Annotated in this window: 24 protein-coding genes; 11 read left to right on the top strand and 13 right to left on the bottom strand. The window is 72.2% G+C overall.

Annotated features, from left to right (window positions below; translation table 11 throughout):
* A partial coding sequence (gene hflX, locus B4M60_RS13215) for a GTPase HflX (RefSeq protein WP_291084844.1) occupies positions 1–1,059 on the top strand: 1,059 nt, incomplete at its 5' end.
* Positions 1,060–1,100: 41 nt separating this feature from the next.
* Here hflX and lexA read toward each other — a convergent pair.
* On the bottom strand, positions 1,101–1,769 hold the full coding sequence (gene lexA, locus B4M60_RS13210) for a transcriptional repressor LexA (protein WP_291084841.1): 669 nt from the start codon (positions 1,767–1,769) through the stop codon (positions 1,101–1,103).
* Positions 1,770–1,998: 229 nt separating this feature from the next.
* On the opposite strand from lexA, the gene B4M60_RS13205 reads away from it, so the two are divergent.
* Positions 1,999–2,373, top strand: coding sequence for a hypothetical protein (locus B4M60_RS13205; protein WP_291084838.1), 375 nt, complete (start codon positions 1,999–2,001; stop codon positions 2,371–2,373).
* A 114-nt stretch (positions 2,374–2,487) separates the two neighbouring features.
* Entirely contained in the window at positions 2,488–2,943 is a 456-nt protein-coding gene (nrdR, locus tag B4M60_RS13200; protein ID WP_291084835.1) for a transcriptional regulator NrdR, read from the top strand.
* Between the two features lie 13 nt (positions 2,944–2,956).
* Here nrdR and hrpA read toward each other — a convergent pair whose 3' ends face one another.
* On the bottom strand, positions 2,957–6,871 hold the full coding sequence (gene hrpA / locus B4M60_RS13195) for an ATP-dependent RNA helicase HrpA (protein ID WP_291084832.1): 3,915 nt from the start codon (positions 6,869–6,871) through the stop codon (positions 2,957–2,959).
* 48 nt (positions 6,872–6,919) lie between these two features.
* On the bottom strand, positions 6,920–7,108 hold the full coding sequence (locus B4M60_RS13190; protein ID WP_291084829.1) for a hypothetical protein: 189 nt from the start codon (positions 7,106–7,108) through the stop codon (positions 6,920–6,922).
* A 47-nt stretch (positions 7,109–7,155) separates the two neighbouring features.
* Between B4M60_RS13190 and B4M60_RS13185 the strand changes: the two genes are divergently transcribed.
* A complete protein-coding gene (locus tag B4M60_RS13185) occupies positions 7,156–7,917 on the top strand; it encodes a hypothetical protein (protein ID WP_291084826.1) in 762 nt (253 codons plus the stop codon).
* Positions 7,918–7,924: 7 nt separating this feature from the next.
* On the opposite strand, the gene B4M60_RS13180 is transcribed toward B4M60_RS13185, so the two are convergent.
* Together B4M60_RS13180 and B4M60_RS13175 are read right to left on the bottom strand one after the other, a co-directional pair.
* Positions 7,925–8,584: a potassium channel family protein gene (locus tag B4M60_RS13180; RefSeq protein ID WP_291084928.1), complete on the bottom strand. Its 660-nt coding sequence runs from the start codon at positions 8,582–8,584 to the stop codon at positions 7,925–7,927.
* A gap of 91 nt (positions 8,585–8,675) precedes the next feature.
* Entirely contained in the window at positions 8,676–9,338 is a 663-nt protein-coding gene (locus tag B4M60_RS13175) for a potassium channel family protein (protein ID WP_291084823.1), read from the bottom strand.
* A gap of 113 nt (positions 9,339–9,451) precedes the next feature.
* Here B4M60_RS13175 and B4M60_RS13170 point away from each other — a divergent pair, with 113 nt between their 5' ends.
* The 3 genes from B4M60_RS13170 to dxs all read left to right on the top strand — a co-directional run bounded on the left by B4M60_RS13170 (position 9,452) and on the right by dxs (position 14,761).
* On the top strand, positions 9,452–11,443 hold the full coding sequence (locus B4M60_RS13170) for an APC family permease (RefSeq protein WP_291084925.1): 1,992 nt from the start codon (positions 9,452–9,454) through the stop codon (positions 11,441–11,443).
* Positions 11,440–12,765: a class I SAM-dependent RNA methyltransferase gene (locus tag B4M60_RS13165; protein WP_291084820.1), complete on the top strand. Its 1,326-nt coding sequence runs from the start codon at positions 11,440–11,442 to the stop codon at positions 12,763–12,765. The genes B4M60_RS13170 and B4M60_RS13165 overlap by 4 nt, the downstream gene beginning before the upstream one ends.
* Before the next feature lie 118 nt (positions 12,766–12,883).
* Complete coding sequence (gene dxs, locus B4M60_RS13160; RefSeq protein ID WP_291084818.1) at positions 12,884–14,761, top strand: 1-deoxy-D-xylulose-5-phosphate synthase; 1,878 nt, start codon at positions 12,884–12,886, stop codon at positions 14,759–14,761.
* Between the two features lie 10 nt (positions 14,762–14,771).
* On the opposite strand, the gene B4M60_RS13155 is transcribed toward dxs, so the two are convergent.
* Both B4M60_RS13155 and B4M60_RS13150 read right to left on the bottom strand, forming a co-directional pair.
* Positions 14,772–16,010 (bottom strand): HRDC domain-containing protein, encoded by a 1,239-nt coding sequence (locus B4M60_RS13155; RefSeq protein ID WP_291084815.1) that lies wholly within the window; start codon positions 16,008–16,010, stop codon positions 14,772–14,774.
* A complete protein-coding gene (locus B4M60_RS13150) occupies positions 16,007–16,594 on the bottom strand; it encodes a DUF3000 domain-containing protein (RefSeq protein ID WP_291084812.1) in 588 nt (195 codons plus the stop codon). Before B4M60_RS13150 ends, B4M60_RS13155 begins: the two co-directional genes overlap by 4 nt.
* A gap of 110 nt (positions 16,595–16,704) precedes the next feature.
* Here B4M60_RS13150 and hemE point away from each other — a divergent pair, with 110 nt between their 5' ends.
* The 3 genes from hemE to hemQ are packed head-to-tail and all read left to right on the top strand — an operon-like array spanning position 16,705 to position 19,913.
* Entirely contained in the window at positions 16,705–17,829 is a 1,125-nt protein-coding gene (gene hemE / locus B4M60_RS13145) for a uroporphyrinogen decarboxylase (RefSeq protein WP_291084809.1), read from the top strand.
* 2 nt (positions 17,830–17,831) lie between these two features.
* The gene (gene hemG / locus B4M60_RS13140) at positions 17,832–19,214 is read left to right on the top strand and encodes a protoporphyrinogen oxidase (protein WP_291084806.1); all 1,383 of its coding nucleotides are present in this window, start codon (positions 17,832–17,834) and stop codon (positions 19,212–19,214) included.
* A 3-nt stretch (positions 19,215–19,217) separates the two neighbouring features.
* A complete protein-coding gene (gene hemQ, locus B4M60_RS13135; RefSeq protein ID WP_291084803.1) occupies positions 19,218–19,913 on the top strand; it encodes a hydrogen peroxide-dependent heme synthase in 696 nt (231 codons plus the stop codon).
* 21 nt (positions 19,914–19,934) lie between these two features.
* Here hemQ and msrB read toward each other — a convergent pair whose 3' ends face one another.
* From msrB to B4M60_RS13115, 4 genes are all read right to left on the bottom strand, one after another.
* Positions 19,935–20,369, bottom strand: coding sequence for a peptide-methionine (R)-S-oxide reductase MsrB (gene msrB, locus B4M60_RS13130; protein ID WP_291084800.1), 435 nt, complete (start codon positions 20,367–20,369; stop codon positions 19,935–19,937).
* 9 nt (positions 20,370–20,378) lie between these two features.
* The gene (locus B4M60_RS13125) at positions 20,379–21,551 is read right to left on the bottom strand and encodes a glycosyltransferase family 87 protein (RefSeq protein ID WP_291084797.1); all 1,173 of its coding nucleotides are present in this window, start codon (positions 21,549–21,551) and stop codon (positions 20,379–20,381) included.
* Between the two features lie 74 nt (positions 21,552–21,625).
* A complete protein-coding gene (locus B4M60_RS13120; protein WP_291084794.1) occupies positions 21,626–23,137 on the bottom strand; it encodes an alpha/beta fold hydrolase in 1,512 nt (503 codons plus the stop codon).
* Positions 23,134–23,880: a dihydrofolate reductase family protein gene (locus B4M60_RS13115; RefSeq protein ID WP_291084791.1), complete on the bottom strand. Its 747-nt coding sequence runs from the start codon at positions 23,878–23,880 to the stop codon at positions 23,134–23,136. The genes B4M60_RS13120 and B4M60_RS13115 overlap by 4 nt, the downstream gene beginning before the upstream one ends.
* A 50-nt stretch (positions 23,881–23,930) precedes the next feature.
* On the opposite strand from B4M60_RS13115, the gene zapE reads away from it, so the two are divergent.
* Positions 23,931–24,947 carry a cell division protein ZapE gene (gene zapE / locus B4M60_RS13110; protein ID WP_291084788.1) on the top strand — a complete coding sequence of 339 codons (1,017 nt, stop codon included), beginning with the start codon at positions 23,931–23,933 and terminating at the stop codon, positions 24,945–24,947.
* On the opposite strand, the gene B4M60_RS13105 is transcribed toward zapE, so the two are convergent.
* Positions 24,891–25,256 carry a GNAT family N-acetyltransferase gene (locus B4M60_RS13105; RefSeq protein ID WP_291084922.1) on the bottom strand — a complete coding sequence of 122 codons (366 nt, stop codon included), beginning with the start codon at positions 25,254–25,256 and terminating at the stop codon, positions 24,891–24,893. The two genes, zapE and B4M60_RS13105, sit on opposite strands and share 57 nt — an antisense overlap.
* 14 nt (positions 25,257–25,270) lie before the next feature.
* Positions 25,271–25,495: a GNAT family N-acetyltransferase gene (locus B4M60_RS15755; protein WP_422653262.1), complete on the bottom strand. Its 225-nt coding sequence runs from the start codon at positions 25,493–25,495 to the stop codon at positions 25,271–25,273.
* Between the last annotated feature and the right edge of the window lie 134 nt (positions 25,496–25,629).

Genomic DNA, 25,629 nt, shown 5'->3' with positions numbered 1-25,629 from the left:
CTCACGCCCGGTCAGCTCATCGCCCTGGAGAAGGCGGTCAACGTCAAGGTGGTCGACCGCACCGCGTTGATCCTCGACATCTTCGCCCAACACGCCACCAGCAGGGAGGGTAAGGCCCAGGTCTCGCTGGCACAGATGGAGTACATGCTCCCGCGCCTGCGCGGGTGGGGTGAGGCTCTCTCCCGCCAGGCGGGTGGCCGTGCCGGCGCCAACGGAGGGGTGGGCCTGCGCGGCCCCGGTGAGACCAAGATCGAGACCGATCGCCGGCGCATCCGTGAACGCATGGCCCGGTTGCGGCGCGACATCAAGGGGATGAAGCAGGCCCGGGACACCAAGCGTCACCGTCGCCGCGCGACCCCGGTGCCGTCCATCGCGATCGCCGGCTACACCAATGCCGGCAAGTCGAGTCTCCTCAACCACATCACCGGTGCCGGCGTCCTGGTCCAGAACGCATTGTTCGCCACCCTGGATCCCACGACCCGACGCGCCGAGCTTCCCGACGGCCGGGCGGTGGTCTTCACGGACACGGTCGGCTTCGTCAGACACCTTCCCACCCAGCTCGTGGAGGCCTTCCGCTCGACGCTGGAGGAGGTGGTCGATTCCGAACTGCTGCTGCACGTGGTGGACGGTTCAGACCCCTTCCCGCTGCGCCAGATCGAGGCCGTCCGTGCCGTCATCCACGACGTCGTGGAGGAACAGAACGCCGAGCAGCCGCGGGAGCTGGTGGTGATCAACAAGGTCGACGTCGCGGATCCGGTGGTGCTCACCGAGCTCCACCACGCCCTCCCGGAGGCGGTCTTCGTCTCGGCGGTCACGGGTCAGGGCATGGACGAATTCATGGGACGGATCATGCAGATCGTGGCCTCGGGGGACACCGAGGTGACCCTCGTCATCCCCTTCACGCGAGGCGACGTGGTGTCCCGGGTCCATGCGGCGGGAGCGGTGATCGACGAGCAGCACACGCAGGACGGCACCCGGATCGTCGTCCGCCTGCCCGCCTCCGTGGCGGGCGAGCTCGAGCAGTTCGTCGCCGTGGACTCACGCGACGGCGCCGCCTGACCCGGACTCGCGGGGCAGACGGCGGTCGCCGATGCGTGGGTTCAGAGCTTGCGTAGCACCGTCACCACCTTCCCCAGGACGGTCGCGTGTTCCCCGGGAATCGGCTGGAACGACGGGTTGTGGGGGAGCAGCCAGACCCCGGTCGAGTCCTTGCGGAACGTCTTGACGGTGGCCTCCCCGTCGATCATCGCCGCGACGATGTCGCCGTTGTCGGCCACGTTCTGCCGGCGGACCACCACGTAGTCGCCGTCGCAGATCGCCGCGTCGATCATCGATTCGCCGACCACCCTGAGCATGAACAGGTCGCCCGATCCGACCAGATCAGTCGGCAACGGGAAGACCTCCTCCACCGCCTGCTCCGCCAGGATCGGCCCGCCGGCGGCGATCCGTCCGAGCACGGGCACGTAGACGGGCTCGACCGCACCGCTCGGACGGGCTTCCTCCGAGGCGGGCGTCCGACGACCCCTGGCGCGCTGTCCCGGGACGCCGTGGACATCGACGGCGCGCGGCTTGTGGGGGTCCCGTGTCAGGAAGCCCTTCTTCTCGAGGGTCCGCAGCTGATGCGCGACCGACGAGGTGGATTGGAGCCCGACCGCGTCGCCGATCTCGCGGATACTCGGGGGATACCCGCGGTCCTTGACCGTGTCGTGGATATGGAGCAGAACGCTCTTCTGACGAGGTGTCAGGGCTTCGAAGTCAGGCTTGGCCATGTGCTGGTCCCTTCAGCGAATGGGTGTTCGACGTTGATCTCTGTGTACACCTTAACCTGCATCCGGCCCGTGCGCCACACACATGTTCGAAGAATTTTCCGTCGGAATGGTGACTCTGTCGGACCCGCGTGATACAACTCTAGTCACGTTCGAGTTCGAACAGATGTGCAGAGAAGTGCACACGGATGTGCGAAGTGAGTTCGTACACCGTATCGAGTTGGGAGTCATCATGTCGGTTCTGGAGATGCAGTCGCAGTCGGGTCCGGCCCTGCGGTGGAGCGAGGTCTGCGCCACCGAGCACCGTGTGTCGATGTCGATGTCGATGTCGGGACGGTCCCGTCCGCGGGCGGATCTCGGTGCGGTCCCCGACACCCGGCCCGGCGGCCGTCGCCGTCCGGCGGCCACGCGGCCGGTGGCCCCGGGCCGCCGGGTGCTGGTCCGCCCCGCGTCCGCCGGGCAGGTCAGGGCGTGTCACGTGCAGGAGCCCACCGCGTCGCCGGTGGTCGACGACGTGCCGACCTGGGTCCTGGTGGCCTGCGGAGTGGCGTTCGGGTTCATCATGCTTCTGGCGCTCGCGTTGCTCGGCGGACCCGCCTACGCGTGATCCGGTGTGTCGCCTCCTAGAATGGCTGCGGGACGGCGCACCGCCGTCCCGGCATGGAGCCGGGCCGCGGTCGGGGGAGATGCCCTCACCCGGTCGACGAATGGTGGAGCTGGAATGTACTGCCCGACATGCCACCACGAGGATTCCCGGGTGATCGACTCCCGTTCGGTCGATGAGGGGCAGGCGATCCGGCGGCGCCGGGAGTGTCCGGAGTGCGGACATCGCTTCACGACCCTGGAGACCCCCTTGCTCACGGTCCTCAAGCGCAACGGCGTCACCGAGAGCTTCAGTCGCGACAAGGTGGTGCGGGGTGTTCGGCGCGCGTGTCAGGGACGCGCGGTCGACGAGGACGCGCTCAGGCGGCTCGCACAGCAGGTCGAGGACGCCGTGAGGGCGGGCGGGGCATCAGAAGTCCCCGCGCACGAGATCGGTCTTGCCATCCTCGGTCCCCTCCAGGACCTCGACGAGGTGGCCTATCTGCGTTTCGCGTCGGTCTACAAGCAGTTCAGCTCCGCAGCCGACTTCGAGCGCGAGATCGTCGCGCTGCGCCAACGGCACTCCGGATCCTGACCGGCCCCGAGTCCTAGCGACTCGGCCGGGGGGCGAGCGCCGCGGCGACGGTCTTGTCGATCCGTTGCGCGGAGACCGGTCGTGCCGTCCCGAGGGACTGCGCGAAGAGTCCCACCCGGTATTCCGCCAGCAACCATCGCAGTTCCCTCGCTGCACGGGCCCCGCCGGGCCGCCGACGCAGGACCGTGGCGGCGTCAGCGACCGTGGCCTCGGACTCCGCGAGCCGGGCCGTGAGCTCCCGATGCCGACCAGGTGACTTCTCGGCCATGTCCACACGGAGGCCGACCGCACGGACGTGGCGCTCCAGTTGCGGGAGCATCTCCGCCGGATGACGGGCGAGGAACCCCTTGCCCACGAGGAAGTCCAGCGAGGGCCTGACCGCGTCGGCGACGTCCGGGGGGGCCAGCTCGATGCGCGCCGCGACCGACTGGGCGGCAACCAGCGCGGGGAGCGCCGCGGAGATCGCGGAGGTGATCGCCCCCGGCCCTTCGGACCTGGCCGCGTCGCGGAGTGCCGAGTACTCGGCCACGGTGAGCACCGGCGCCCCCTTCCGTCGCGCGATGATCCGCCCGCACACGGCCAGCGACGCATCGGAGACGAGTCCCTCGGCTCCGCCGTGGGGGTACTGGGTGACAGCGAGACGGTGCTCGAGCGGCCGACCGCGGGTGATCGAGGCGGCCGAGAGCAGGCCGCTCGAAATCAGGGTGAGGACCGCGGCGGCCTGGGCGGTGCGGCGTTCGTCCTCCGTGGCGCACGCGATCCGGTGGATCCCGTCCGCCCGCACCCGCAGGGCCGGGTACACGGTGACGTCGACACCGTCGACCACCCCGGAGATCGAGGGCTCCAGATCGCCGATCGTGTCGCGGGTCCACTCCCGATGGGGACCGTCGTCACGCACGAGCCCGGCGTTGAGGGTGGATCGGACCTCGTTCACCAGTTGCGTCCGGAGCAGCGCCAGGTCCGTTCCGGCGGCCACGACCTTCTCGCCGTCGACCACCTCGAACCGCATCCTGAGGTGATCCGGGAGCTGGTCGGGGTGGAAGTCCCGCGGGTCGACCGACGTCCCGATCCGTGCCGAGAGCGCCCCGGCGAGCGCCACGGGCAGCGGCGCGGACCGGGGGGTGACGTCCCCCGCCAGCAGGGCGGCGAACTCGGCCGGTGGGGAACAGAGGCGGCGCAGGTACTTGGGCAGGGTCCGGAGCATCCCGGTGTAGAGGTCCTCGCGGAGCCCGGGGACCAACCACTCGAAGCCGGCGGTCGTCACCGAGGAGAGCTGCGGCAGCGGGATCCGGACGGTGATCCCGTCGGCGTCGACGCCGGGGTCGAAGGCGTAGTGCAGCTCGAAGCTCCTGTCGCCCTGCCTCCAGAACGGCGGGAAGTCGGCGGCGGCCGGCGCGGTGTCCGACAACCGGATGTCCTCCGGGCGCAGACGCAACAGATCCGGGTCGGCGTGGCCTTCCTTCTTCCACCACGAGTCGAGGTGTCGTCCCGAGGTGAGGTCGGCGGGGAGCCGGTCGAGGTAGAACGCGACGAGCTGCTCGTCGTCGATCACCAGGCCGCGGCGGCGGCTCCGCGTCTCCAGTTCCCGCGCCTGCTCGACCGCCACCGCGTTCTCCACGATCACGGGGACCCGCGTGCTCCAGCGGCCCTCGACGATCCCGTTGCGGACCAGTAGTTCGCGGGCCAGCGCGGGGTCGACGCGGGACAGCAGGATGCGGCGGGCCTCGATCACGGTCAACCCCAACAGCATGACCTTCTCGTACGCCATCGCGGCGCCCTGGGCGTCGGACCAATGGGGTTCGGAGTACTGGGTGCGGACCAGGTGCCCCCCGAGCTGTTCGATCCATCCCGGGTCGATCCGGGCGACGCCCCGGGCCCACAGGCGGGAGGTCTCCACCAGTTCGGAGGCCATCACCCAGCGGGGCGGCTTGCGGGCGAGGTCCGAGCCGGGGAACACCTGGAACCGGATGCCGCGCGTGCCACGGAACTCGCGGGCCTCCTCGTCCCGGGTGCCCACGTTGGTGAGCAGGCCGGAGAGGATGGCCTTGTGCAGGTCGTCCTCGGCGGCGTGGCCGGACGGCGGGTGCCAGCCCTGCTCCCGGCACATGCTCGACAGCTGAGCGGTGAGGTCCTGCCATTCGCGGATCCGCAGCCAGTGCAGGTACTCGGCCTTGCACATCTTCCGGAAGGCGCTGCCGGACAGCTCGCGGCGCTGCTCGGTGAGGTACCGCCACAGGTTGAGGTAACCCAGGAAATCCGAGGACTTGTCCGCGAACCGGCGGTGGAGGAGATCGGCCTTGTCGCGCTCCTCCGCGGGCCGTTCCCTCACGTCCTGCACGGTGAGCGCCGCGACCACCACCAGCACGTCCTGCAGGGACCCGTTGCGGTGGCCCTCCACGACCATCCGGGCCAACCGGGGATCGAGGGGCAGCGCCGCCATCTCACGTCCCACCTTGGTCAGGTGCGGGCGCTCGTCGTCGTCGATCCGGAGCGCGCCCAGCTCGGTGAGCAACGTCATGCCGTCGCGGACCGCCTTGCGGTCGGGTGGTTCGACAAACGGGAAGTCGTCGACCGCGCCCAGGTCGAGGTCCGCCATCGACAGGATGACCGACGCCAGGTTGGTCCGCAGGATCTCGGGGTCGGTGAACTCGGGCCGCGACTCGAAGTCCTCCTGCGAGTACAGGCGGATGCAGATGCCGTCCGCGACGCGGCCGCACCGACCTGCGCGCTGCGCGGCGGACGCCCGGGAGACGGGTTCGATGGGCAGGCGCTGGACCTTGGTGCGGGTGGAGTACCGGGAGATGCGGGCGAGGCCGGTGTCCACGACGTACCGGATCCCCGGGACGGTGACCGAGGTCTCGGCGATGTTGGTCGACAGGACCACGCGCCGGGTCGAATGCTGCCGGAACGCGCGTTGCTGCTCGGCGGTGGTGAGGCGGGCGAACAGCGGGAAGATCTCGGTGGCCGTGAACCTGCGGCCCCGCAGGACCTCCTCGGCGTCGCGGATCTCCCGCTCTCCGGAGAGGAAGACGAGGATGTCCCCGTCACCCTCGGCCAGGAGTTCGGCCACCGCGTCCGCGAGTCCGTCCAGTGGGTCGACGTCGACCACCCGGTCGCCGTGCTCCACCTGGAGAGGGCGGTAGCGGACCTCGACCGGGAAGGTCCGCCCCGAGACCTCGATCACCGGCGCGGGGCGGCCGGCGGGGTCGGCGAAGTGGCGGGCGAAGCGATCGGGGTCGATGGTGGCGGAGGTGATGATGAGCTTGAGATCCGGTCGCCGGGGGAGGATCTGCCGCAGGTATCCCAGGAGGAAATCGATGTTGAGGCTGCGCTCGTGGGCCTCGTCGATGATGATCGTGTCGTAGGCGCGCAGGAGCCGGTCCCGCCGGATCTCGGCGAGCAGCAGGCCGTCCGTCATCACCTTGACGGCCGTGTCCGGGCTGGTCCGGTCGTCGAATCGCACCGCGGAGCCGACCAGTCGGCCGATCTCCACGTCCAGTTCCTCGGCGATGCGGTCGGCCACGGAACGTGCGGCGAGCCGGCGGGGTTGCGTGTGGCCGATCATCCCGCGGACGCCGCGCCCGAGTCCGAGGCAGATCTTGGGGATCTGGGTGGTCTTGCCGGAGCCGGTCTCGCCCGCGATCACCACCACCTGGTTGTCCCGGATCGCCGCCTCGATCTCGTCCTTGCGGGCGCTGACCGGGAGCTGCTCGGGATAGCGGGGCGTGGGGACGGACTCCGCGCGACGGCGGAGCCGCTCGGAGGCGGTGGAGATCTGGAGCCCGAGGGCGTCGATCTGGTCGGCACGGGCCCTGCGGATCCTGGGGCGGAGCCGGTGGGCGTCGACGTTGCCGACGTCGTCGAGTCGGCGCAGGAGCTCGTGCCGGGCCCGGCGGAGTTCGGGATCGGACACGGGGGAGGGTGACATGGTGTCCGCAAGGATAATCGTCGGTCGGCGCGGACGCCGACCGCGGTCTCAGTCCGCGCCGCTCTCGCGGCGGGACTGGATCCGGGCATACCGCTCGTGGAGGCGTTCCCTGATCTCCTCCGGCTCGTACGCGCGACGTCGTCGTTCCGTCCGCGCGGCGAGGAGTCCGCTCGCGGCGACCCCCATCACCCCGGCCGCGCCGAGAACCTTGAGCCATTGCCGTCCGCGGGGAGCCATGGGGCGAGCGTAGGTCGTGTGGCCACGACGCCTGGCAGGATCGCACCATGAGCCTCGACACCGTCCCCCTGGCCGCGGCGGCCCACCGGACCCGCACGGGGGACCTCTGGCTGTTCCGGGGGAGCACCACCGCCGATCGGCTGATCCAGACCCTCACCAACGCTCCCGTCAATCACGTCGGGGTGGCGGTCGTCCTGGACGACATGCCGCCCCTGCTGTGGCACGCGGAGATGGGGCGCGCCCTCACCGACGTGTGGACCGGTCGCCGGCAGCGCGGGGTCCAGCTCCACGACCTGGAGCAGGCGGTCCTCCAGTGGACGGGGCCGTACGGGCAGCGGGCGTGGCTCCGACAGCTCTCCCCGGAGGTCGGACGGGTGCAGGAGGACGCGCTCCTGGAGTCGATCGCCCGCCTGAACGGCGTGTCCTTCCCGTCGGCGGGACGCCTCACCGCGCGGTGGGCGAGGGGGCGCTGGGCGGCGCGGGGACGGGCCCCGGCCCACCGGGACGCCGGAGCGGGATCCGGGTCCGGAGGAGACGACGACGACGAGGCGTCGCGCCGCCGGTGGATCGGCCTGCCGTGGCGCAGGCAGGCCGACCCACGCCCGGCGCTGCGCATGGAGGCGGCCTACTGCGCGGAGGTCGTGGGCGCCACGCTCGAGGCGATGGGGATCCTCATGCCGGCGGGGAACGCCAGTTGGTACGACCCTGGCCGATTCTGGAGCGGCGACGACCTGCCCCTGGCTCCGGGCTGGGACTACGGGCGGGAGATCGCGGTGACCGTGCCCACGAGCACCGTCCGGGCCCGGTGAGGCCCCCTCACCCGCAGCGAACCGACTCACACAGGGCCGCCTCCGCGTCCTCGGGCGCCACCACCAGCAGCTCGTCGCCGGACTCGAAGGGCACGTCCGGTTCGGGCACGATCACCCGTCCGCCCCGGAGGATCGCCACCAGCGCCACGTCGCGGGGGAGGCGGACGCGGGAGACCGGTCGCCCGGCCAGCGGGGTCTGGTCGGGGAGGGTCACGCTCACCAGATTGGCCCCCCCGCGCCGCAACGTCATCAGCCGGACGACGTCCCCCACCGAGACCGCCTCCTCCACGACCGAGACGATCAGCCGGGGGGTCGAGACGGCAACGTCGACGCCCCACCTGTCGTCGAAGAGCCACTCGTTGCGGGGGTCGTTCACCCTCGCGACCACGCGGGCCACGGCGAACTCGGTCTTGGCCAGGAGGCTCACGACCAGGTTCACCTTGTCGTCACCGGTGGCGGCCACCACGACGTCCGCCCGCTCCACGCGGAGCTGTTCGAGGAAGCTCAGCTCGCAGGCGTCCCCGATGCGTTGATCCGCGCCGGGGACCTCGTCGCGGTCGAACACGGTGGAACGTCTGTCGATGAGGGTCACGTGGTGGTTGTTCGCCAGGAGCTCCCGGGCGATGGAGCGTCCCACGACCCCCGCCCCCGCGACCACCACACGCATGCTCGTGGCGGGCACCGGTCTGGCCGGCGCGTTGTTCAGCAGCCCGGACCCATCCGCGTAGTCGGGAACGGTTCCGTCGGGTGTGCGCCGGTCAGTCATCGGCGGGACCTCGTTCCAGTGCGTCGTCGAGTCCGTCGACCGCCCCGGCGGGGACGGCCAGGTGGAGCAGGTCATCGGCCTGGACGAGGGTGTCCCGGTCGGGGATCCGGCACTCGCCGAAGCGGGAGATCGCGGCGACCCGGCCCCCGGCGACGGCCGCGAGGTCGTCGACGGGGGTGCCGACCCACACCGGGGGCGCGGTGAGGGCGACCAGGGCCACCGATCCGGTCTTGTCCCGCCAGACCACGGGGCTCGAGCCGGACGTGATGTACCGGACCAGTCGGCCGGTGGCCCAGGGGACCGTCGCGACGGTCGGGATCCCCAACCGCTCGTAGACGGCGGCCCGGCCCGCGTCGTAGATCCGCGCGATCACCCGCTCGACGCCGAAGGTCTCGCGCGCGACCCGCGCGGCGATGATGTTGGAGTTGTCGCCGGAGGACACGGCGGCAAACGCGTCGGCGCCGTCGAGGCCGGCGGACTCGAGGACCGCGCGGTCGAACCCCACCCCTGTCACGGTGCGGCCGCCGAAGTCCTCGGCGAGCCGTGCGAACGCCGACTGCTCGCGGTCGATCACCACGACGTCGTGGCCGCAGGCGTCGAGCTCGGTCGCGAGCGCCGCCCCGACGCGCCCACAGCCCATGATGATGACCCTCATCGCGAGTCCCACTCCTCACGGTCCGCCCGTCGCGGACCCGTGGGACAACGCTACTCCGGTCGCGGGCGCTGTCCCCGGGGCGCGCGGGGTCCTAGGATGTGTCGGTGTCCAGGATCTCCAAGGCCTCCGTGGGAACCAAGCGCCTCCTGCTGGGGCGTCCCTTCCGCAGCGACACGCTCGGCGACACCCACCTGCCCAAGAGGATCGCGCTGCCGGTGTTCGCCTCCGACGCCCTGTCGTCGGTGGCCTACGCCCCGGAGGAGATCTTCCTGGTGCTGTCCGTGGCGGGGCTCGCGTCGCTCGCCTTCGCCCCGTGGGTGGGGTTGGCGGTCGCGGTGGTGATGGTGGTGGTCATCGCCAGCTATCGGCAGAACGTCCACGCCTACCCGTCCGGGGGCGGCGACTACGAGGTGGCCACCGTCAACCTCGGCCCCAACGCCGGCCTGGCGGTGGGCGCGGCGCTCCTCATCGACTACGTCCTAACGGTGGCGGTCTCGATCTCGGCGGCCGCCGCAAACATCGGCTCGGCGATCCCGTTCGTCAACACCCACAAGGTGCTGTTCGCGGTGGGCGCGATCGTGCTCGTCACGGCGGTCAACCTGCGGGGGATCCGGGAGTCCGGGGCGGCGTTCGCGATACCCGTGTACACGTTCATGGCCTCGATGGCGGTCCTGGTGGTGTGGGGGTTGTTCCAGGTCGACGTGTTGGGCCGGGATCTGCAGGCCGAATCGGCGAATTTCGACCTCGTCTCCACGCACGGCGGAGCGGTCACCGGGCTCGCCCTCGCGTTTGTCGTGGCCAAGTCCTTCGCCTCCGGCTCCGCCGCGCTCACCGGCGTCGAGGCGATCCACAACGGGGTCCCGGCGTTCCGCAAGCCGAGGTCGCGCAACGCGGCCACCACGCTGCTCCTGCTCGGCGTGATCGCCGTGACCTTCCTGCTCGGACTCATCGCGCTGGCGGTACAACTGGGCGTCCGCGTCGCGGAGGACCCGGCCCGGCAGCTGGTGGGTGCGCCCGCGGACTACCACCAGAAGACGATGATCGCCCAGCTGGCCGAGCCGGTGTTCGCCGGTTTCCCGATCGCGTTCTACGTGGTGATGACGGTCACCGCCGTGATCCTGGTGCTCGCCGCCAATACGGCGTTCAACGGCTTCCCGATGCTCGGGTCCGTCCTCGCCCGTGACAACTACCTGCCCCGGCAGCTGGCGACCCGCGGGGATCGACTCGCGTTCTCCAACGGGATCGTCCTGCTCGCCGTGGCGGCGATCGCGCTCGTGGTGGTCTTCGAGGCCAGGGTCACCGTTCTCATCCAGCTCTACATCGTCGGGGTGTTCGTCGCCTTCACCCTGAGCCAGCTCGGGATGATCCGGCACTGGACCAGACACCTCGCGGACGAGAAGGTGCCGGCGGTCCGTCGCCGGATGCTGCGATCCCGGGTCATCAACGTCATCGGGTTCGTGCTCACCGCATCCGTCCTCGTCATCGTGATCATCACCAAACTCTTCGCCGGCGCGTACATCGCGGTGCTCGCGATGACCGCGGTGTTCGTGGTGATGAAGCTGATCCACCGCCACTACGCGACCGTCGCCCGGGAACTCGAGGACTCCACGTGGGAGGTGGTCCTGCCGAGCAGGACCCACTGCGTGGTGCTGGTGTCCAAACTTCACCTGCCCACGCTCCGGGCCCTGTCCTACGCGCGGGCCACGAGGCCGGACACCATCGAGGCGCTGACCGTGAGCATCGACACCGCGGAGACCCGCGCGCTGGTGCGCGAGTGGGAGAGTAGCCGGATCTCGGTCCCGCTGAAGGTGGTGGAGTCCCCGTACCGGGAGATCAACCGGCCGGTGGTCGACTACGTCAAGCGGCTGCGGGAGCGCTCACCGCGAGACGTCGTGATCGTCTACATCCCCGAGTACGTGGTGGGCCACTGGTGGGAGCATCTGCTCCACAACCAGAGCGCGCTGCGTCTCAAGTCCCGCCTGCTGTACGAACGTGGGGTCATGGTCACCAGCGTGCCGTGGCAGTTGTCCTCCTCCGACGGGCGGGCGGAGAAGGTGGGCGACGAACCGATCGTCGGCCGATGGGCCGGACCGGAGGCGGAATGACGAGCACGCACGAGATCGACTGGACCGGGCGGGTGCTCCGGCTGCGTGTCGAGGGACCCGCCCAGGGCGGGGAGTTCGTCGCCCGACACGAGGGGCGCGTGGTGTTCTGCCGGGGCGGGATCACCGGGGAGGTGGTCGACGTGCGCGTCGACGGCGACCCCGGGCGCTCCTTCTGCCGCGGCACGGTGCAGCGGGTGGTCGAGGCGTCCGCGGACCGGATCGAGACCTACTGTCCGGCGGCGGCGGCGGGCGCCGGGTGCTGCGACTGGAGCCACATCCGGGCGGAGGCGGCGAGGGGGTTCTCGGGCCGGATCCTCGCCGAGCAGGCCGGCCGGATCGGTCGGATCACCGTGCCCGGGGAGTCCGTCCCGGTCGAGGTCCCGGCCGGGGACGGCGCGGTCACCGGGTGGCGGACGGTCGCCCGGTGGGTGAGCGGGCCCGACGGAGTCCCCGGGGTCCGCCGGGCCAGGTCCCGCGAGCTGGTGACGCAGCCGTGCGTCCAGGCCGACCCGAGGCTCCTGGAGGCGGTCCGGGCCGCCGCGGTGGGACCGCACCGCGAGATCCTCGGGGTGTTGGGGGACGACGGCGAGGTGCATCTGGCGCGTCGACCCCTCACCGACCAGGCGCCGCGGGGTCGCGACCGGCGGTCCGGGCACGCCGCGGCCACCCGGGCCAGGGCCCGGCACTCGCGGGCCGAGCCGTGGGAGACCGTGGCCGGTCCGTCCACCGTCGTCCGGCGCGTGGGCGGGCACGCCTGGCGGTTGCCGATCGACGCGTTCTGGCAGGCACACCGCTCGGCGGCCGGCCACTACGCCGGACTCGTCGGCACCGCCGTGACCGGCGCTCCGGGGCTACCGGACCGGCCGACGGTGTGGGATCTCTACGGTGGCGCCGGGCTCTTCTCCGCCGCCGTGCTGGACGTCGCGCCCGACGCGCGGGTCACGGTGGTCGAATCCGCCCGGTCCTCACTGGGGGCGGTGGAGACGGCCCTGGGCGCCGACGTCGCGCCGCGTACCGTGCTCGCGAGGGTCGAGTCGTTCCTCGAGGAGTCCGCGGGAGACAGGGACCCGGCCGACCGACCGGACCTGGTGGTCCTGGATCCGCCGCGGGGCGGGGCGGGGATCCCCGTGATGACCGCGCTGGCCGCCCGGACGCGGTCGAGGATCGTCCACGTCGGGTGCGACCCCGCGAGTCTCGCTCGTGACGTGGGGGTGCTCGTGGCCGCCGGATGGACGCTCGTTGACCTGCGGGGAGTGGCGGCGTTCCCGGGAACCCATCACGTGGAGGGCCTGGCGGTGCTGGATTCACCGCGGGCGAGGTGACCTCCGGAGCCGGTGGAGCGGGTCTGCCCGCCGCCCACCGGCGAGGGTGCGGGCTCTCCCCGTAGACTGACGATTCGACCCAACGGGGTGCCGGTCCGGGAAGGGACAGTCGACAGCAATGAGCGTGCTCGATCAGGTGAACGACCCCGCCGACCTTCGGGCCCTCGGCCAGGATGACCTGGCGCGGCTCTGCGGCGAGATCCGGGAGTTCCTCATCCGTAAGGTCTCCGCCACGGGTGGGCACCTCGGTCCCAACCTCGGCGTCGTGGAGCTGACGGTGGCGTTGCACCGGGTGTTCGACTCACCCAGGGATCCCATCGTCTTCGACACCGGGCACCAGTCGTACGTCCACAAGATCCTCACCGGGCGCCGCGACCAGTTCGACGGGCTCCGCACACGAGGGGGGCTGTCCGGGTACCCGTGCAGGGCGGAGAGCGAGCACGACATCGTGGAGTCGTCGCACGCCACCGCGTCCCTGTCCTACGCCGACGGCCTGGCCAAGGCGTTCGCGCTGCGGGCCGAGAAGGACCGTACGGTCGTCGCGGTGATCGGCGACGGTGCGATGACCGGTGGCATGGCCTGGGAGGCGCTCAACAACATCGCGGCCGGCAAGGACCGGCCGATGGTGATCGTCGTCAACGACAACGGCCGTTCGTACTCGCCCACCATCGGCGGAATCGCGGAACGGCTCGGGGCGCTCCGGCTCCAGCCCGCCTACGAGAAGGCCATGGACCGCACCAAGCGCACGCTCACCGCGCGCAAGGACGTGGTCGGCAAGGCCGTGTACTCGCTCCTGCACGGGATCAAGGCCGGCCTCAAGGACGTCGTCTCACCGCAGGAACTGTTCGCCGATCTGGGCCTCAAGTACATGGGTCCGGTCGACGGGCACAACCTCGCGGCCACCGAGTCGGCTCTACGGCTGGCGAAGGACTTCGGCGGACCGGTGGTGGTCCACGTGGTGACCCGCAAGGGGATGGGGTACGTCCACGCCGAGAACAACGAGGCGGACCAGATGCACGCCACCGGCGTCATCGATCCCGACACGGGCAGGCCGCTCTCGTCCTCGTCCTCGGTGGACTGGACGTCGGTCTTCTCCGACGAGCTGTGCGAGATCGGTTCCGAGCGGGAGGACGTCGTGGCGATCACGGCGGCCATGGCCGGGCCCACGGGGCTCACCGCCTTCGGCGACCGCTTCCCGGACCGGATGTACGACGTGGGGATCGCCGAGCAGCACGCGGTGGCCTCCGCCGCGGGACTGGCCCTCGGTGGCCTGCACCCTGTCGTCGCCATCTACTCCACCTTCCTCAACCGCGCGTTCGACCAGCTCCTCATGGACGTGGCCCTGCTCAGGCAGCCGGTGACGCTGGTCCTGGATCGTTCGGGCGTAACGGGCCCCGACGGGGCGAGCCACAACGGGATGTGGGACCTGTCGTTGACCGGCATCGTCCCCGGTGTCCGGGTGGCCGCACCCCGCGATGCCGACTCGCTCCGGCAGGAACTTCGCGAGGCCGTCGAGGTGACGGACGGGCCGACCGTCGTCCGCTTCCCGAAGGGCTCCGTCGGCGACGCCATCCCGGCCCTCGAGACGTCGGAGGACGGAGTGGACCGCGTGTACGGCACCGGGAACGGGGACGTCCTGCTGGTGGCGGTGGGGTCGATGGTGGCGCCCGCGGTGGACGCCGCCCGGGCGCTCGGGGCCGAGGGCATCTCCGTCGACGTGGTGGACCCCCGGTGGGTCTACCCGGTGCCGGCCTCGATCCTGGAGTCCGCCGGCGGCCGGTCGCTCGTGGTGACGGTGGAGGACAACGGACTGCACGGGGGCGTCGGGTCCGCGGTCTCCGCCGGCCTGGAGCGGGCGGCCGTCTGCGTGGACCGTCTCTCCCTGGGGATCCCGCAGGAGTTCCTCGACCACGCCTCGCGCGGGGAGATCCTCTCCGACGCCGGGCTGACCCCGGAGGGGATCGCGGACGGGATCCGCGGGCGACTCGGGGCGTGAGGACCGGGGGTCACCCCCCGGTGCGGAACCCGTGCACGGCGTCCAGCAGGACGGGGGAGGTCAGGTCGATCTGCCACTGACGCGCGCCCTCCTCCCGCAGGACCAGATCGAGCAGCTCGGCGTCGTCCGCGGGCCCGGTGGTGGCGGCACGCCACACCCACAGGCGCAGGGTCGACGGTTTGAGCAGTAGGCCCTGTTCCAGGGACCGCTCCGCGGCGAGCGTCCCGAGCGCCTCGCGTGCGAGCTCGAGCAGGGCCGCGGCCTCCGGCTCGTTGCGCTTCCACGACGCGTGCGGCGGATGGTCACCGCGCGGACCCTGACGGGGGGGAAGGTCCCCGCGCCCGAGCCCGGCCGCCCAGTCCAGGGCCGCCAGCCACTCGTCCACCAGTCGTCGGCGGTGCGGGCCGTCGAACCCGGCGATCGCGAGGAGGTCGGAGCGGATCGTCGGACCGGTCCGGGCGGCCTCGATGATCGCGGCGTCGGTGAGGAGGCGCTTGGGGGCGATGTCGCGCTCGGCGGCCACCCGGTCGCGGGCCATCCACAACTCGCGGGCGCGGGCGAGCTGCCGGGTGTCCCGGAGGGACGACAGGCGGGACAGGCGACGCCAGGGGTCCGGAGCCGCGGGCGCGGGGTCGGACCCGGCCAGGTGGCGGCACTCGGCGTCGAACCACTCCCGGCGACCGAGGTCGTCCAGGCGGGGCAGGACGGCGTCGGCGAGCTCGTGGAGGAACAGTACGTCGTAGGCGGCGTAGTCGAGCCACGCGGCGGGCAGCGGCCGACGCGACCAGTCCGCCGCGGAATGCGCCTTGGCCAGCCCGATCCCCAGATGCGTGGAGATCATCGCCCCCAGGTTCACGCGCTCGATGCCGAGGAACCGGCCGGCGAGCTCGGTGTCGATGAGCGATTCCGGCCGGATCCCCAGGTCGCGGAGCGAGGGCAGGTCCTGGCTCGCGGCGTGCACCAACAGCGGTCGGCCCGACAGGACGTCGGCGAGCGGTCCGACCGTCTGGCCGGCGGTCTCCGGATCCACCAACAGCGCGGGTCCGGTCTCGGCTCGCAACTGGACGAGGAAGGCCCGCTCGGAGTAGCGGATTCCCGAGGCGCGCTCGACGTCCACGGCGATCGGCCCCGAGGAGGCCTCGAGGGTCGACGCGACCGCGGCGAGACCGGCGGTGTCGTCCACGAACTCGTACTGGGCCGGGGGAGGCGGCGCCCCGGCCGGGGTCTCACCGCGTCGGCTCCCCGTCACGCCCGGGGATGCAGCGAGGTCACACCCACCGGCGGCAGTCCGGCGGCCTGCGCGAGGGTCTTACAGAACGCCTCGGCGTGACCGGTGAGGTCGGGCTCGAGCGCGGTCCACGAGGCCCTCAGCTCCAACTGGTGGGCCTGGGGAGGGCCGGAGATGTCGCCGTAGCGGACCGACGCGGTGCTCGTGACGGTGCCGCCGAGCGCTGTGTACGGGCCGGCGTCCTCGTCGAGCGCCTCGGTGAGCCAACTCCAGGCCACCTCGGGGAGGAACGGGTCTCCGGCGAGAGAGGCCTCCATGTCCGCCTGGATGTACGCGACCAGCCGGAGGGTGCCGTTCCACGCGTCGTCCCCGGACGGGTCGTGGAGCAGGATGAGGCGCCCGAACGCGTCCCCCTCGGAGAACTCCGGGACATCGTCGCCGGTTCCGGGGATGATCTCCACGCCGAGCGCGTGGCTGTACGGTGCCAGCCGCTGAGGGGGTCGGATCGGGCCGACGGAGATCTCCGGGCGGACCTCGAGTCGGGACAGCGACTCGACCGCCTCCCGGAAGACCTCGGGCTCTCCGTCATTCACCGGTGTACTCACGGCTGGTCACGCTAGCGACCGGCCCCGGTCGCCGGGAGGAGGCGCGCCGTCGCCCGCCAGGGTGGGTGCCAGGGTGGGGTCACAGGCCGCGATCCCGGACTCATGGGACGATGGAGGGCGTGCTGAACTCCGACGTGCCCTCGACTCCCAGTTCCCCGGCCCCGCGGGATCCCGATCGCGCCACCGGGCGCCGGTCCGGGACCGGGCCGTACCTCGACGAAGTGACCGGCATCGGCGGCGCACACACCCCGGTGTGGTTCATGCGCCAGGCCGGCCGCTCGCTGCCCGAGTACCGCGAACTGCGTGCCGGGACCACGATGCTCGAGGCGTGCTTCAACCCCGAGATGACCTGCGAGGTCACCCTCCAGCCGGTGCGCCGTCACGGTGTGGACGCCGCGATCTTCTTCTCCGACATCGTGATCCCGCTCGCCGCGGCCGGTGTGGACATCGACATCGTGCCGGGGACCGGGCCCGTGGTGGCCGAGCCCATCCGGGACGAGGCGGGCGTCGCCGCCCTCCCCGAGCTCACGCCGGACAGGCTCGGGAAGATCGAGGAGGCCGTCCGGATGGTGGTGGCCGAACTCGACCCGCAGGTCGCACTCATCGGCTTCGCCGGCGCCCCCTTCACCATGGCCTCCTACCTCGTCGAGGGTGGTCCCAGTCGCAACCACGAGCACACCAAGTCGCTGATGTACTCGCGACCCGACCTGTGGACCTCGCTGATGTCCAAGCTCGCGGCTCTGACCACGGTCTTCCTGCGCGCGCAGATCGACGCGGGTGTCGACGCCGTCCAGCTCTTCGACTCGTGGGCCGGGGCGCTGAGCCTGCGCGACTACCGCCGGTTGGTGCTGCCGCACTCCACCGGCATCTTCGCCGACGAGGTGATCTCCACCGTTCCCCGCACCCACTTCGGCGTGGGCACCGGCGAGCTCCTCGGCGCGATGGGGGAGGCCGGCCCCGAGGTGGTGGGCGTGGACTGGCGGATCCCGCTCGACGACGCCGCCGGTCGCGTCCCGGGCAAGGTCCTCCAGGGCAACCTCGACCCCGCCATGCTCTTCGCCGACCGGTCCGCCCTCGACGGGGAGGTCCGACGGATCCTCGACGAGGGGGCGCGTGCGCGTGAACTGGGCGCCCGCGGCCACGTGTTCAACCTCGGCCACGGCGTCCTGCCGACCACCGACCCGGGCGCCGTGACCCACGTGGTGGAGCTGGTGCACGAGCTGACCGGGCGGTAGCGGTGCCCCCTCGCGTCGCGGTGGTCGGTGGCGGCCTCAGCGGGTTGACCGCCGCGTACCAGCTCTCCCGCGACCTGCCGGGTGCCCGGATCACCGTCCTGGAGGCGTCGGAGTCCGTCGGCGGCGCGCTCCGCACCGTCGACTTCCCCTCCGGCCCGATGGAGCTCGGGGCCGAGGCGTTCATCGGCCGCCGCCCGGAGGCCTCCGAGCTCGTCGGAGAACTCGGGCTGACGGGGGCCCTGCGCCACCCGGGCCCGCTCGGTCCCGCGATCCTCGCGGGGGGGCGCCTGGTGCCCATGCCGGCGGGCACGCTGATGGGCGTGCCGTCGGACGCCTCGACCCTGTCGGGGGTCCTCACCCCCGAGGAGACGGCCGTCGCGGCCCGCGAGGCCGAGATGCCGCTGGACTGGATCCCCGGCGCGGACGTGTCCCTGGGGCGGCTCGTCGCCGCGAGGTTCGGTCCCGCCGTGGTGACTCGGCTCGTCGACCCCATGCTCGGCGGGGTGTACGCCGCGCCCAGCTCGGGGCTGGGCCTGCGCCAGGCCGTCCCGGGGCTCGCCGACGCCCTGGACCGGGGGGCGCCCTCGCTGACCGCCGCGGCCGGGGGGCTCCTCGCCAACCGGGTCCCCGGGCCGGTGTTCGCCACGCTCGACGGCGGCTACCGGGTCCTGGTGGACGCGCTCGCACACGCGTCGGGGGCCGCGGTGCGCACCCAAGCGTCCTGCACCGCGATCCACCGGGGGGCCGGCGGCTACGCCCTCGCGGTCTCCGGGCCACGGGGGTCGTGGGTCGAGGAGGCGGACCTCGTCGTCGTGGCCGTCCCCGTCCCCCACGCGGTGCCGCTCCTGGCGGCGGCCGGCGGGGTGGACGGCGCGGTGGCGGGCCTCTCCCGGATCCGGACGGCCTCGTCCGCGGTGGTCGCGATGGAGGTCGACAGGTCGCTGGACCTGCCCGACCGATCCGGCGTCCTGGTGGCCACCGACGAGCCGGTGCCGTTCAAGGCGATGACCTTCACCAGCCGCAAATGGCCGCACCTCGACACCCGTCCGGGGCACCTGGTGCGGGTGTCGTTCGGGCGGCTCGACGACGACGAGGTCCTCGCGGCCGACGACGCCGCCCTGGCCCGCATGGCCGAATCGGCGCTGGCCGGGGTGTGCGGGTCCGCGCCGACGGTCCTGCATTCCCGGGTCCGCCGGTGGGAGGACGCGCTCGCGGAGATCGGCCCCGGGCACGACGGCAGGATCTCCGGGGTCCGCGACGAACTCGCGGAGCGGCTCCCCGGCGTGGAGCTGGTCGGTGGGGCGACGGAGGGGGTCGGGGTCCCCGCGTGCATCGGCTCCGCACGGGCCGCGGCCCGGCGCCTTTCCCAGAGGTGGCAGGATTGAGCCATGGCACGCCTTGACTACAAGAAGCTCAACTCGACTCTCCGCTACCTCATGTTCTCGGTCTTCACCGTGACCCCGGGCGAACTGGGGGAGGACCGGGCCGCGGTGGCCGCGGATCTCGAGGGGTTCCTCGCCCGGTTCGACGGAACCGACGTCGTGGTCCGCGGGCTCTACGACGTCTCGGGTCTGCGCGCCGAGGCCGACTTCATGATCTGGACCCACGCCGAGCACATCGAGGACCTGCAGACGTTCTACAACGACTTCCGGCGCGGCACCCTCCTCGGCCGGGCCAGCACCGCCTACTGGTCCAACACCGCGCTGCACCGCCCGGCCGAGTTCAACAAGAGCCACATCCCGGCGTTCCTCGCGGAGGAGGAGCCGGGGGCCTACATCTCGGTCTACCCGTTCGTCCGCTCGTACGAGTGGTACCTGCTCCCCGGCGAGGAACGCCGCCAGATCCTCGCCGAGCACGGCCGCGCGGCCCGCGAGTACCCGGACGTCCGGGCCAACACCGTGCCGTCGTTCTCGCTGGGCGACTACGAGTGGCTGCTGGCCTTCGAGGCCCCCCAGCTCGACCGGATCGTGGACCTCATGCGCGTCATGCGCAGCACCGAGGCCCGCCGCCACGTGCGCGAGGAGGTCCCGTTCTTCACCGGGCCCCGCGTCACCGCCGAGCGGCTGGCCACCACGCTGCCCTGACCCCCGCGCGGGGAGTGCCCGTCAGTCCTCCGCGGGGTCGAGGGTCATGCTGAGGGAGTTGATGCAGTACCGCAGATCGGTGGGCGTCGGGTAGCCCTCGCCTGAGAACACGTGGCCGAGGTGGCCGTGGCAGTTGGCGCACAGGACCTCGGTCCGGGCCATCCCCATGGTGGTGTCGGTCCGCTCGATGACGGCGTCCCCGGCCAGCGGTGTGTAGAACGACGGCCACCCGCAGTGCGACTCGAACTTGGAGTCGCTGCGGAACAGCTCCGCGCCGCAGCCGCGGCAGCGGTAGACGCCCTCGGTGGTGGTGTCGGTGTACTCGCCGGTGTACGGCCGCTCCGTGCCCGCCCGCCGCAGGACCTGGTACTCCTCGGGGCTCAGGCGGCGTCGCCATTCGGCGTCGTCCAGCGTGAAATCGGGCCGGGGGGTGTGGGTATCGGTGCTCTCGCTCATGCCCGCAGGCTACGCCGCCGTGGCGGCGGGTGCGATCCGCTCGTGGCGCCGCGGGTCGGTGCGCCGCCACAGCAGGACCACGAGGACCGTCGCCAGCAGCAGCAGCCAACCGATGGTCGGGTGGGCGAACTCGAGCAGTCGCCCGTAGTAGGGCCACCGCGCCGACTCCCAGAAGTCCAGCGTGAAGATCCCGTACGCGGCGAGCCAGGCCGGCCAGTTGCGGACCAGCGACTTGTCCACCACCACCGTCAGCATGAGCGGGATGAGCATCATCGAGTAGTACATCTGCCCGAGGGTGGAGACCAGGAAGACCCCGGTGAGGACGACGCCCGATGTGGTGGTCAGCCACAGGACCTCGTTGGTGTACCGGTAGTCGAGCAGGAGCCACACCGCCAGGAGGGTGGCCGCCACCACGAGGATCCGCGCGACCAGGACGAGCGGCTCGGGGACGCCGTAGTAGAGGCCGAGACCGGCGAGGGAGCTGTTGTAGTAATCACGGACCTCGCCCATGTAGGGCAGCGTGGTCTCGAGGTAGCGGCCCGCGTCGACCGTGAGCGCCCAGCCGGCCGCCATGGCCGCGGCGGGGATGGCGACCGCGGCGACGAACGGCTGCCACTGCCGACGGATGAGCGGGAGCACCAGGAGCGGGGCCAGCATCGGCTTGATCGCCAGGGAGAGCCCCATGGCCACGCCGGCCCACCAGAGTCGCCGACGGTGCAGCAGGTACAGGAATCCCACCTGGCACAGGAAGATCACGCCGTTGACGTTGGTGAAGACGAGGGTGTTGGTCACCGCCTCCGTGCAGAAGGTCGCGAGGACGATCGCGGGGGTGGCGAAGGATCGCACGTCGAGGTCGAAGAGCCTCATGAGCAACCACAGGGCGCCGAGGATCGCCGCGGTGTTGAGGAGGATGAACAGCCACCGCGCGAGGGTGTAGTTGTCGATGACCCCGAAGGGCGACAGCAGGAACGTGCCGCTGGGGGCGTACAGGTAGTGCGGCTGGACCGTGAGCAGGTTCTCGCCGTAGACGGGTTCACCCGCCAGGAACCGCCTGGTCGCGATGTAGACGGTGCCGAAGTCGTTGGTGATGGAGCCGTTGACCGCCTTGATCACGACGCGGTGGAGCACGGTCATGATCGCCAGCGGCCACAGGACGTGGGCGAGGATGCGGGGCACGGTCATCGTGCTTCGGGTCGGCAACGGCACGGACAGCACGGTACCGCCAGGGGCGTCGTCCCGGACGGAGGCGCTCCGGATCAGGACGGGCAGGCGGTGGACGGCCCGCCCGGGGCCGGGTCCTCGAGGAAGGCCACCAGGGCGGCACGCGCGCAGGCCGAGTGCAGGATCACCCGCGACCCGGGCGCCCCCCACGTCACGGTGCGGACCTCCCGCGCGCCGGCGGCGGTGAGCATCCCGGCCGTCGGGTCCAGCGCGGCCGCCCCGGCGAGCGGGTCGGCGATACCCCCGAGCAGGAGGACCGGGGCCGCGCCGCTCAGGTCGACGGGGGACAGGCCGGGGACCGGCCAGGTGGAGCACGCCGACAGCTGGGCCGCCAGGATCGCACCGAACGCCCGGACGTCCGACCATTCGGCGGCGAGCTCCGGCACGCGGTTCACCGGGACCCGGTCGGACAGATCCGAGCACCCCGCGACGTACGGCAGGGACGAGCCGGACAGCTCCTGCGCCCGGGCGCGGACCGACGCGGGGAGCTCACCGGGACCGGCCGCGACGAGGTCGCCGAGGAGCGCGTCCCCCTCGGACGCCGCGGGGGCGGAGGCGCCGGACAGGTCCCCCAGGGCGGACCGCACCACGTCGGAGAGCAGGGCGGCGGGAACCGGGGCGCCGGGGTCACGCGCCAGGTCCAGGGCCCGGGTCACCGCGTCGACCTTCTGGTCCGGAGCGACCGGTCCGCACTCGTCCCGGGTGCACGACGCGGCCCACAGCCGGAGGGCGGAGTCCGAGCCGTCGAGCGCCGACCGTGCCGCGGACTCCTGGTCGCCGTCCCAGGGGGCGGGCGAGTCCAGCACGAGCAGCGCCACGCGTCCGGGGTGGGCGCCGGCGTAGTCCAGGGCGGTGCCGGCCCCCGTCCCCATCCCCAGGACGGCGAGCCCGGGCACGTCCCACTCCTGCCGGAGCTGCTCGAGGTCCTCCGCGGCCCCCGCCGCCCCGTAGTCGAGCTCCCGGCCCGGGAGCTGGTCCGTACAGGACTGGGCGGTGTCGGCGAGGGCGCCCCGCAGCTCGGGGGAGCCGGGGTCCTGCCCGCTGTCCGCGAGTCCGTCGAGCGTGCGCCGGGCGGCGAAGGACAGGCACGCGCCCGCCGCTCCGGTGCGCCCACGGTGGTCCACGATCACCACCGGGCGGGTCGCGACGAGCTCGGGGCCGGCGGAGGCGAGCCGGACCGCGAGGGCGTCGGCGGGGGTGTCGGGACCGGCGACGACGACGAGGGGAGGAGCCTCGTCCGGTGTGCCCGGGCCGGTGACCCGCAGCACCGGGGTCTCACCCAGCAGCGCGCACTCGACCCCCGCCCCCTCCGGCATCCCGCCGGTGCCGCCGTCCGCGCAGGGGATCCAGTCGAGGTCGGTGCGCGGCGCGGCCCACTCGGGCGGGTCGAGGAGATCGGTGCCCGCGCCCGGATCCGCCGACCGGCCCGGCCCGTCGCCGGTCGCGAGCCGCGGCCCGGTGGCGGGGAGTGGGGCGCAGCCGGTGAGCGTGAGGGCCAGGGCCGCCGCGGCGGCCCCGAGCCTGAGGGTGGCGTCGGCGCCTCTCACGGGCGACGCCCCCCCACGACCCAGCGGGTGTACAGCCCGCCCCTCGGGCAGGAGAACGCGGCGGCGACCCGCATCGGGACCCGGGTCGTGGCCGGGCCCGTCGCCAGCGGGGAGTCCTCGCCGCCGACGATCACCTCCGGCGCCAGGGACAGGACCAGCTCGTCGACCGCGCCCTCGGCGAGCAGGGCGCCGAGGAGCCGTGGTCCCCCTTCGAGATCGACCTCGTCCGCGTGGAGGTGGGCGGCCAGCGAGCGGATCGCCGCACCCGTCGGGCCCGGACCCAGGACATGGACGGTGACGCCTCGATCCCTCGCCGCTCGGACGCGGTCGACGTCCACCCCGTGTGCTGCCGCGATCCGGACGCGATCCCCGGAACCCGCGCAGTGCTCGACCAGGGCGTCCGGGAGGGTCCGGGTGAGCACGAGGACGACCGGGGGCGGCCCGGGCCGCCTGTCGGCCCAGACCGGGCTGGTCTCGGCCGGGCCGTACCCCTCCGCGAGCGCGGTCCCCGACCCCACCAGGACGAGGTCCGCGCGGGCACGCATCGCGGTGTACACCAGCCGGTCGGTGGGCGTCCCCAGTCCGCCGCTGCGCCCGTCGACGGTCGTGGTCCCGTCGAGCGAGGAGATCATCACCGCCCGGATGAGTGGCGGGACCAGGGCGGGATCGGGCTCCAGCGCGGTCCAGATCGCGTCGAGCGCCTCGGGATCGTCGTCGAGGACGGGGGGACGCGTCGACCGCACCTGGTGCTCCTTCCGTTCTGACGTGTGTCGCCCCACGATAGGCTCTGCGCATGGTCTCTCGCCTCGTTGACGTCACCCCGGTGGTCCCCGCCGACCAACTCGTGGCCCAGATGGTCCCGCCCTCGATGTTCGACGACGTGAGTTTCGAGTCCTACATCCCGGACCCCTCGCAGCCGTCGCAGGCCGCCGCGGTGACCGCCTGCCGGGGCTTCGCCGAGACCGTCGTGGACCGCCGCGCCCCGAGGAAGGGCCTCTTCGGGCGTCGGCCCAAGTCGGTCCAGGGGGCCGGCATCTACCTCGACGGTGGCTTCGGCGTGGGCAAGACTCACTTGTTGACCTCGATCTACCACATGTGTCCCGAGCCCAAGGCGTTCGGGACCTTCGTCGAGTTGACGCACGTCGTGGGAGCCCTCGGCTTCAACCGCGCCGTCGAGGAGCTGTCGGCACACTCGGTGCTCTGCATCGACGAGTTCGAGCTGGACGACCCCGGCGACACGATGCTGGTGTCCCGGTTGCTCGCCGAGCTCACCACGGCGGGGGTGAGCGTGGCCGCGACCTCCAACACCCTTCCGGAGCAGCTGGGGGAGGGACGGTTCGCCGCGAAGGACTTCATGCGGGAGATCCGGAAGATGTCCGGGATCTTCGAGTCGATCAGGGTCGACGGCCCCGACTACCGGCACCGCAACCTGCCGCCCGCCCCGGACCCCATGACCGATGCGGACCTGGAGGCGGACGCCGCAGCCGAGCCGGGCGCGACCCTCGACGACTTCGGCGCGCTGTGCGAGCACCTGTCGACCCTCCACCCGTCCAAGTACAACCGGCTGGTGGACGGCGTCACCCGGGTGTGCCTCCGGGACGTCCGGCCCCTGCCGGACCAGTCGATTGCCCTGCGGATGGTCGTCCTGGCCGACCGCCTCTACGACGCGGGGATACCCGTCCGGAACTCCGGCGAGAAGCTCGACGCGATCTTCACCGAGGAGATGGTCGCGGGCGGCTACCGCAAGAAGTACCTACGCGCCACGTCCCGGCTGCTGGCGCTCTCCCGATTCGACACCGTCGGAGGCTGACGGGGGGCGGCCGGGAAGGCCCAACAGCGTCTTCTCGTAGACCACGTCGTCGTTCTCCCGCCCGCCCACCAGGAAGACCCGGTGGCCGCGTTCGAGGAAGCCGTTCTTGACGTAGAAGGCGCGCGCGCGGGCGTTGGCCACGTTGGTGGCCAGCCACAGTCCGTGCGCACCCCGCCCGGCGCACAACGCGGTGATCGCGTCGAGCATGTCGGCGGCGACGCCCGTGCCGAGGTGGGCGGGGTCCACGTAGAGCTTGCTGATCCCCACCGTGGGACGGTGACGGATCTGGTCGGCGCAGGACGGATCCATCTCGGTGCCGTCGATCAGCAGGGCGTAGCCCNNACGTTGGTGGCCAGCCACAGTCCGCGCGCACCCCGCCCGGCGCACAACGCGGTGATCGCGTCGAGCATGTCGGCGGCGACGCCCGAACCGTGGCGCGCGGGGTCCACGTAGAGCTTGCTGATCCCCACCGTGGGACGGTGACGGATCTGGTCGGCGCAGGACGGATCCATCTCGGTACCGTCGATCAGCAGGGCGTAGCCCACCAGCTCGCCCCCCGGCCCCCTGGCGGCCAGGAGATCGTGTCCGGGGGCCGCGAGATGACCCTGCAGGGCGACCGCGGAGAGATGCCGGGCGATGAACGAGTCGATGGCCTCCCGGGGCAGTTCCGGGGGGCACGCCA

Origin of the sequence: Dietzia sp. UBA5065 (assembly GCA_002415925.1) — a bacterium.
Lineage (GTDB): Bacteria > Actinomycetota > Actinomycetes > Mycobacteriales > Mycobacteriaceae > Dietzia.
This window is presented reverse-complemented; position numbering and strand designations above follow the sequence as displayed.

Excerpts from the sequence above, each read along its gene's own strand:
- nrdR (WP_291084835.1), top strand. The coding sequence starts at position 2,488 with ATGTACTGCCCGACATGCCACCACGAGGATTCCCGGGTGATCGACTCC.
- zapE (WP_291084788.1), top strand. The coding sequence starts at position 23,931 with ATGGTCTCTCGCCTCGTTGACGTCACCCCGGTGGTCCCCGCCGACCAA.
- msrB (WP_291084800.1), bottom strand. The coding sequence starts at position 20,369 with ATGAGCGAGAGCACCGATACCCACACCCCCCGGCCCGATTTCACGCTG.
- B4M60_RS13180 (WP_291084928.1), bottom strand. The coding sequence starts at position 8,584 with ATGCGTGTGGTGGTCGCGGGGGCGGGGGTCGTGGGACGCTCCATCGCC.
- B4M60_RS13175 (WP_291084823.1), bottom strand. The coding sequence starts at position 9,338 with ATGAGGGTCATCATCATGGGCTGTGGGCGCGTCGGGGCGGCGCTCGCG.
- B4M60_RS13185 (WP_291084826.1), top strand. The coding sequence starts at position 7,156 with ATGAGCCTCGACACCGTCCCCCTGGCCGCGGCGGCCCACCGGACCCGC.
- B4M60_RS13105 (WP_291084922.1), bottom strand. The coding sequence starts at position 25,256 with ATGGATCCGTCCTGCGCCGACCAGATCCGTCACCGTCCCACGGTGGGG.
- lexA (WP_291084841.1), bottom strand. The coding sequence starts at position 1,769 with ATGGCCAAGCCTGACTTCGAAGCCCTGACACCTCGTCAGAAGAGCGTT.
- B4M60_RS13190 (WP_291084829.1), bottom strand. The coding sequence starts at position 7,108 with ATGGCTCCCCGCGGACGGCAATGGCTCAAGGTTCTCGGCGCGGCCGGG.
- hrpA (WP_291084832.1), bottom strand. The coding sequence starts at position 6,871 with ATGTCACCCTCCCCCGTGTCCGATCCCGAACTCCGCCGGGCCCGGCAC.
- hemE (WP_291084809.1), top strand. The coding sequence starts at position 16,705 with ATGGAGGGCGTGCTGAACTCCGACGTGCCCTCGACTCCCAGTTCCCCG.
- B4M60_RS13165 (WP_291084820.1), top strand. The coding sequence starts at position 11,440 with ATGACGAGCACGCACGAGATCGACTGGACCGGGCGGGTGCTCCGGCTG.
- B4M60_RS13125 (WP_291084797.1), bottom strand. The coding sequence starts at position 21,551 with ATGACCGTGCCCCGCATCCTCGCCCACGTCCTGTGGCCGCTGGCGATC.
- B4M60_RS13205 (WP_291084838.1), top strand. The coding sequence starts at position 1,999 with ATGTCGGTTCTGGAGATGCAGTCGCAGTCGGGTCCGGCCCTGCGGTGG.
- dxs (WP_291084818.1), top strand. The coding sequence starts at position 12,884 with ATGAGCGTGCTCGATCAGGTGAACGACCCCGCCGACCTTCGGGCCCTC.
- hemQ (WP_291084803.1), top strand. The coding sequence starts at position 19,218 with ATGGCACGCCTTGACTACAAGAAGCTCAACTCGACTCTCCGCTACCTC.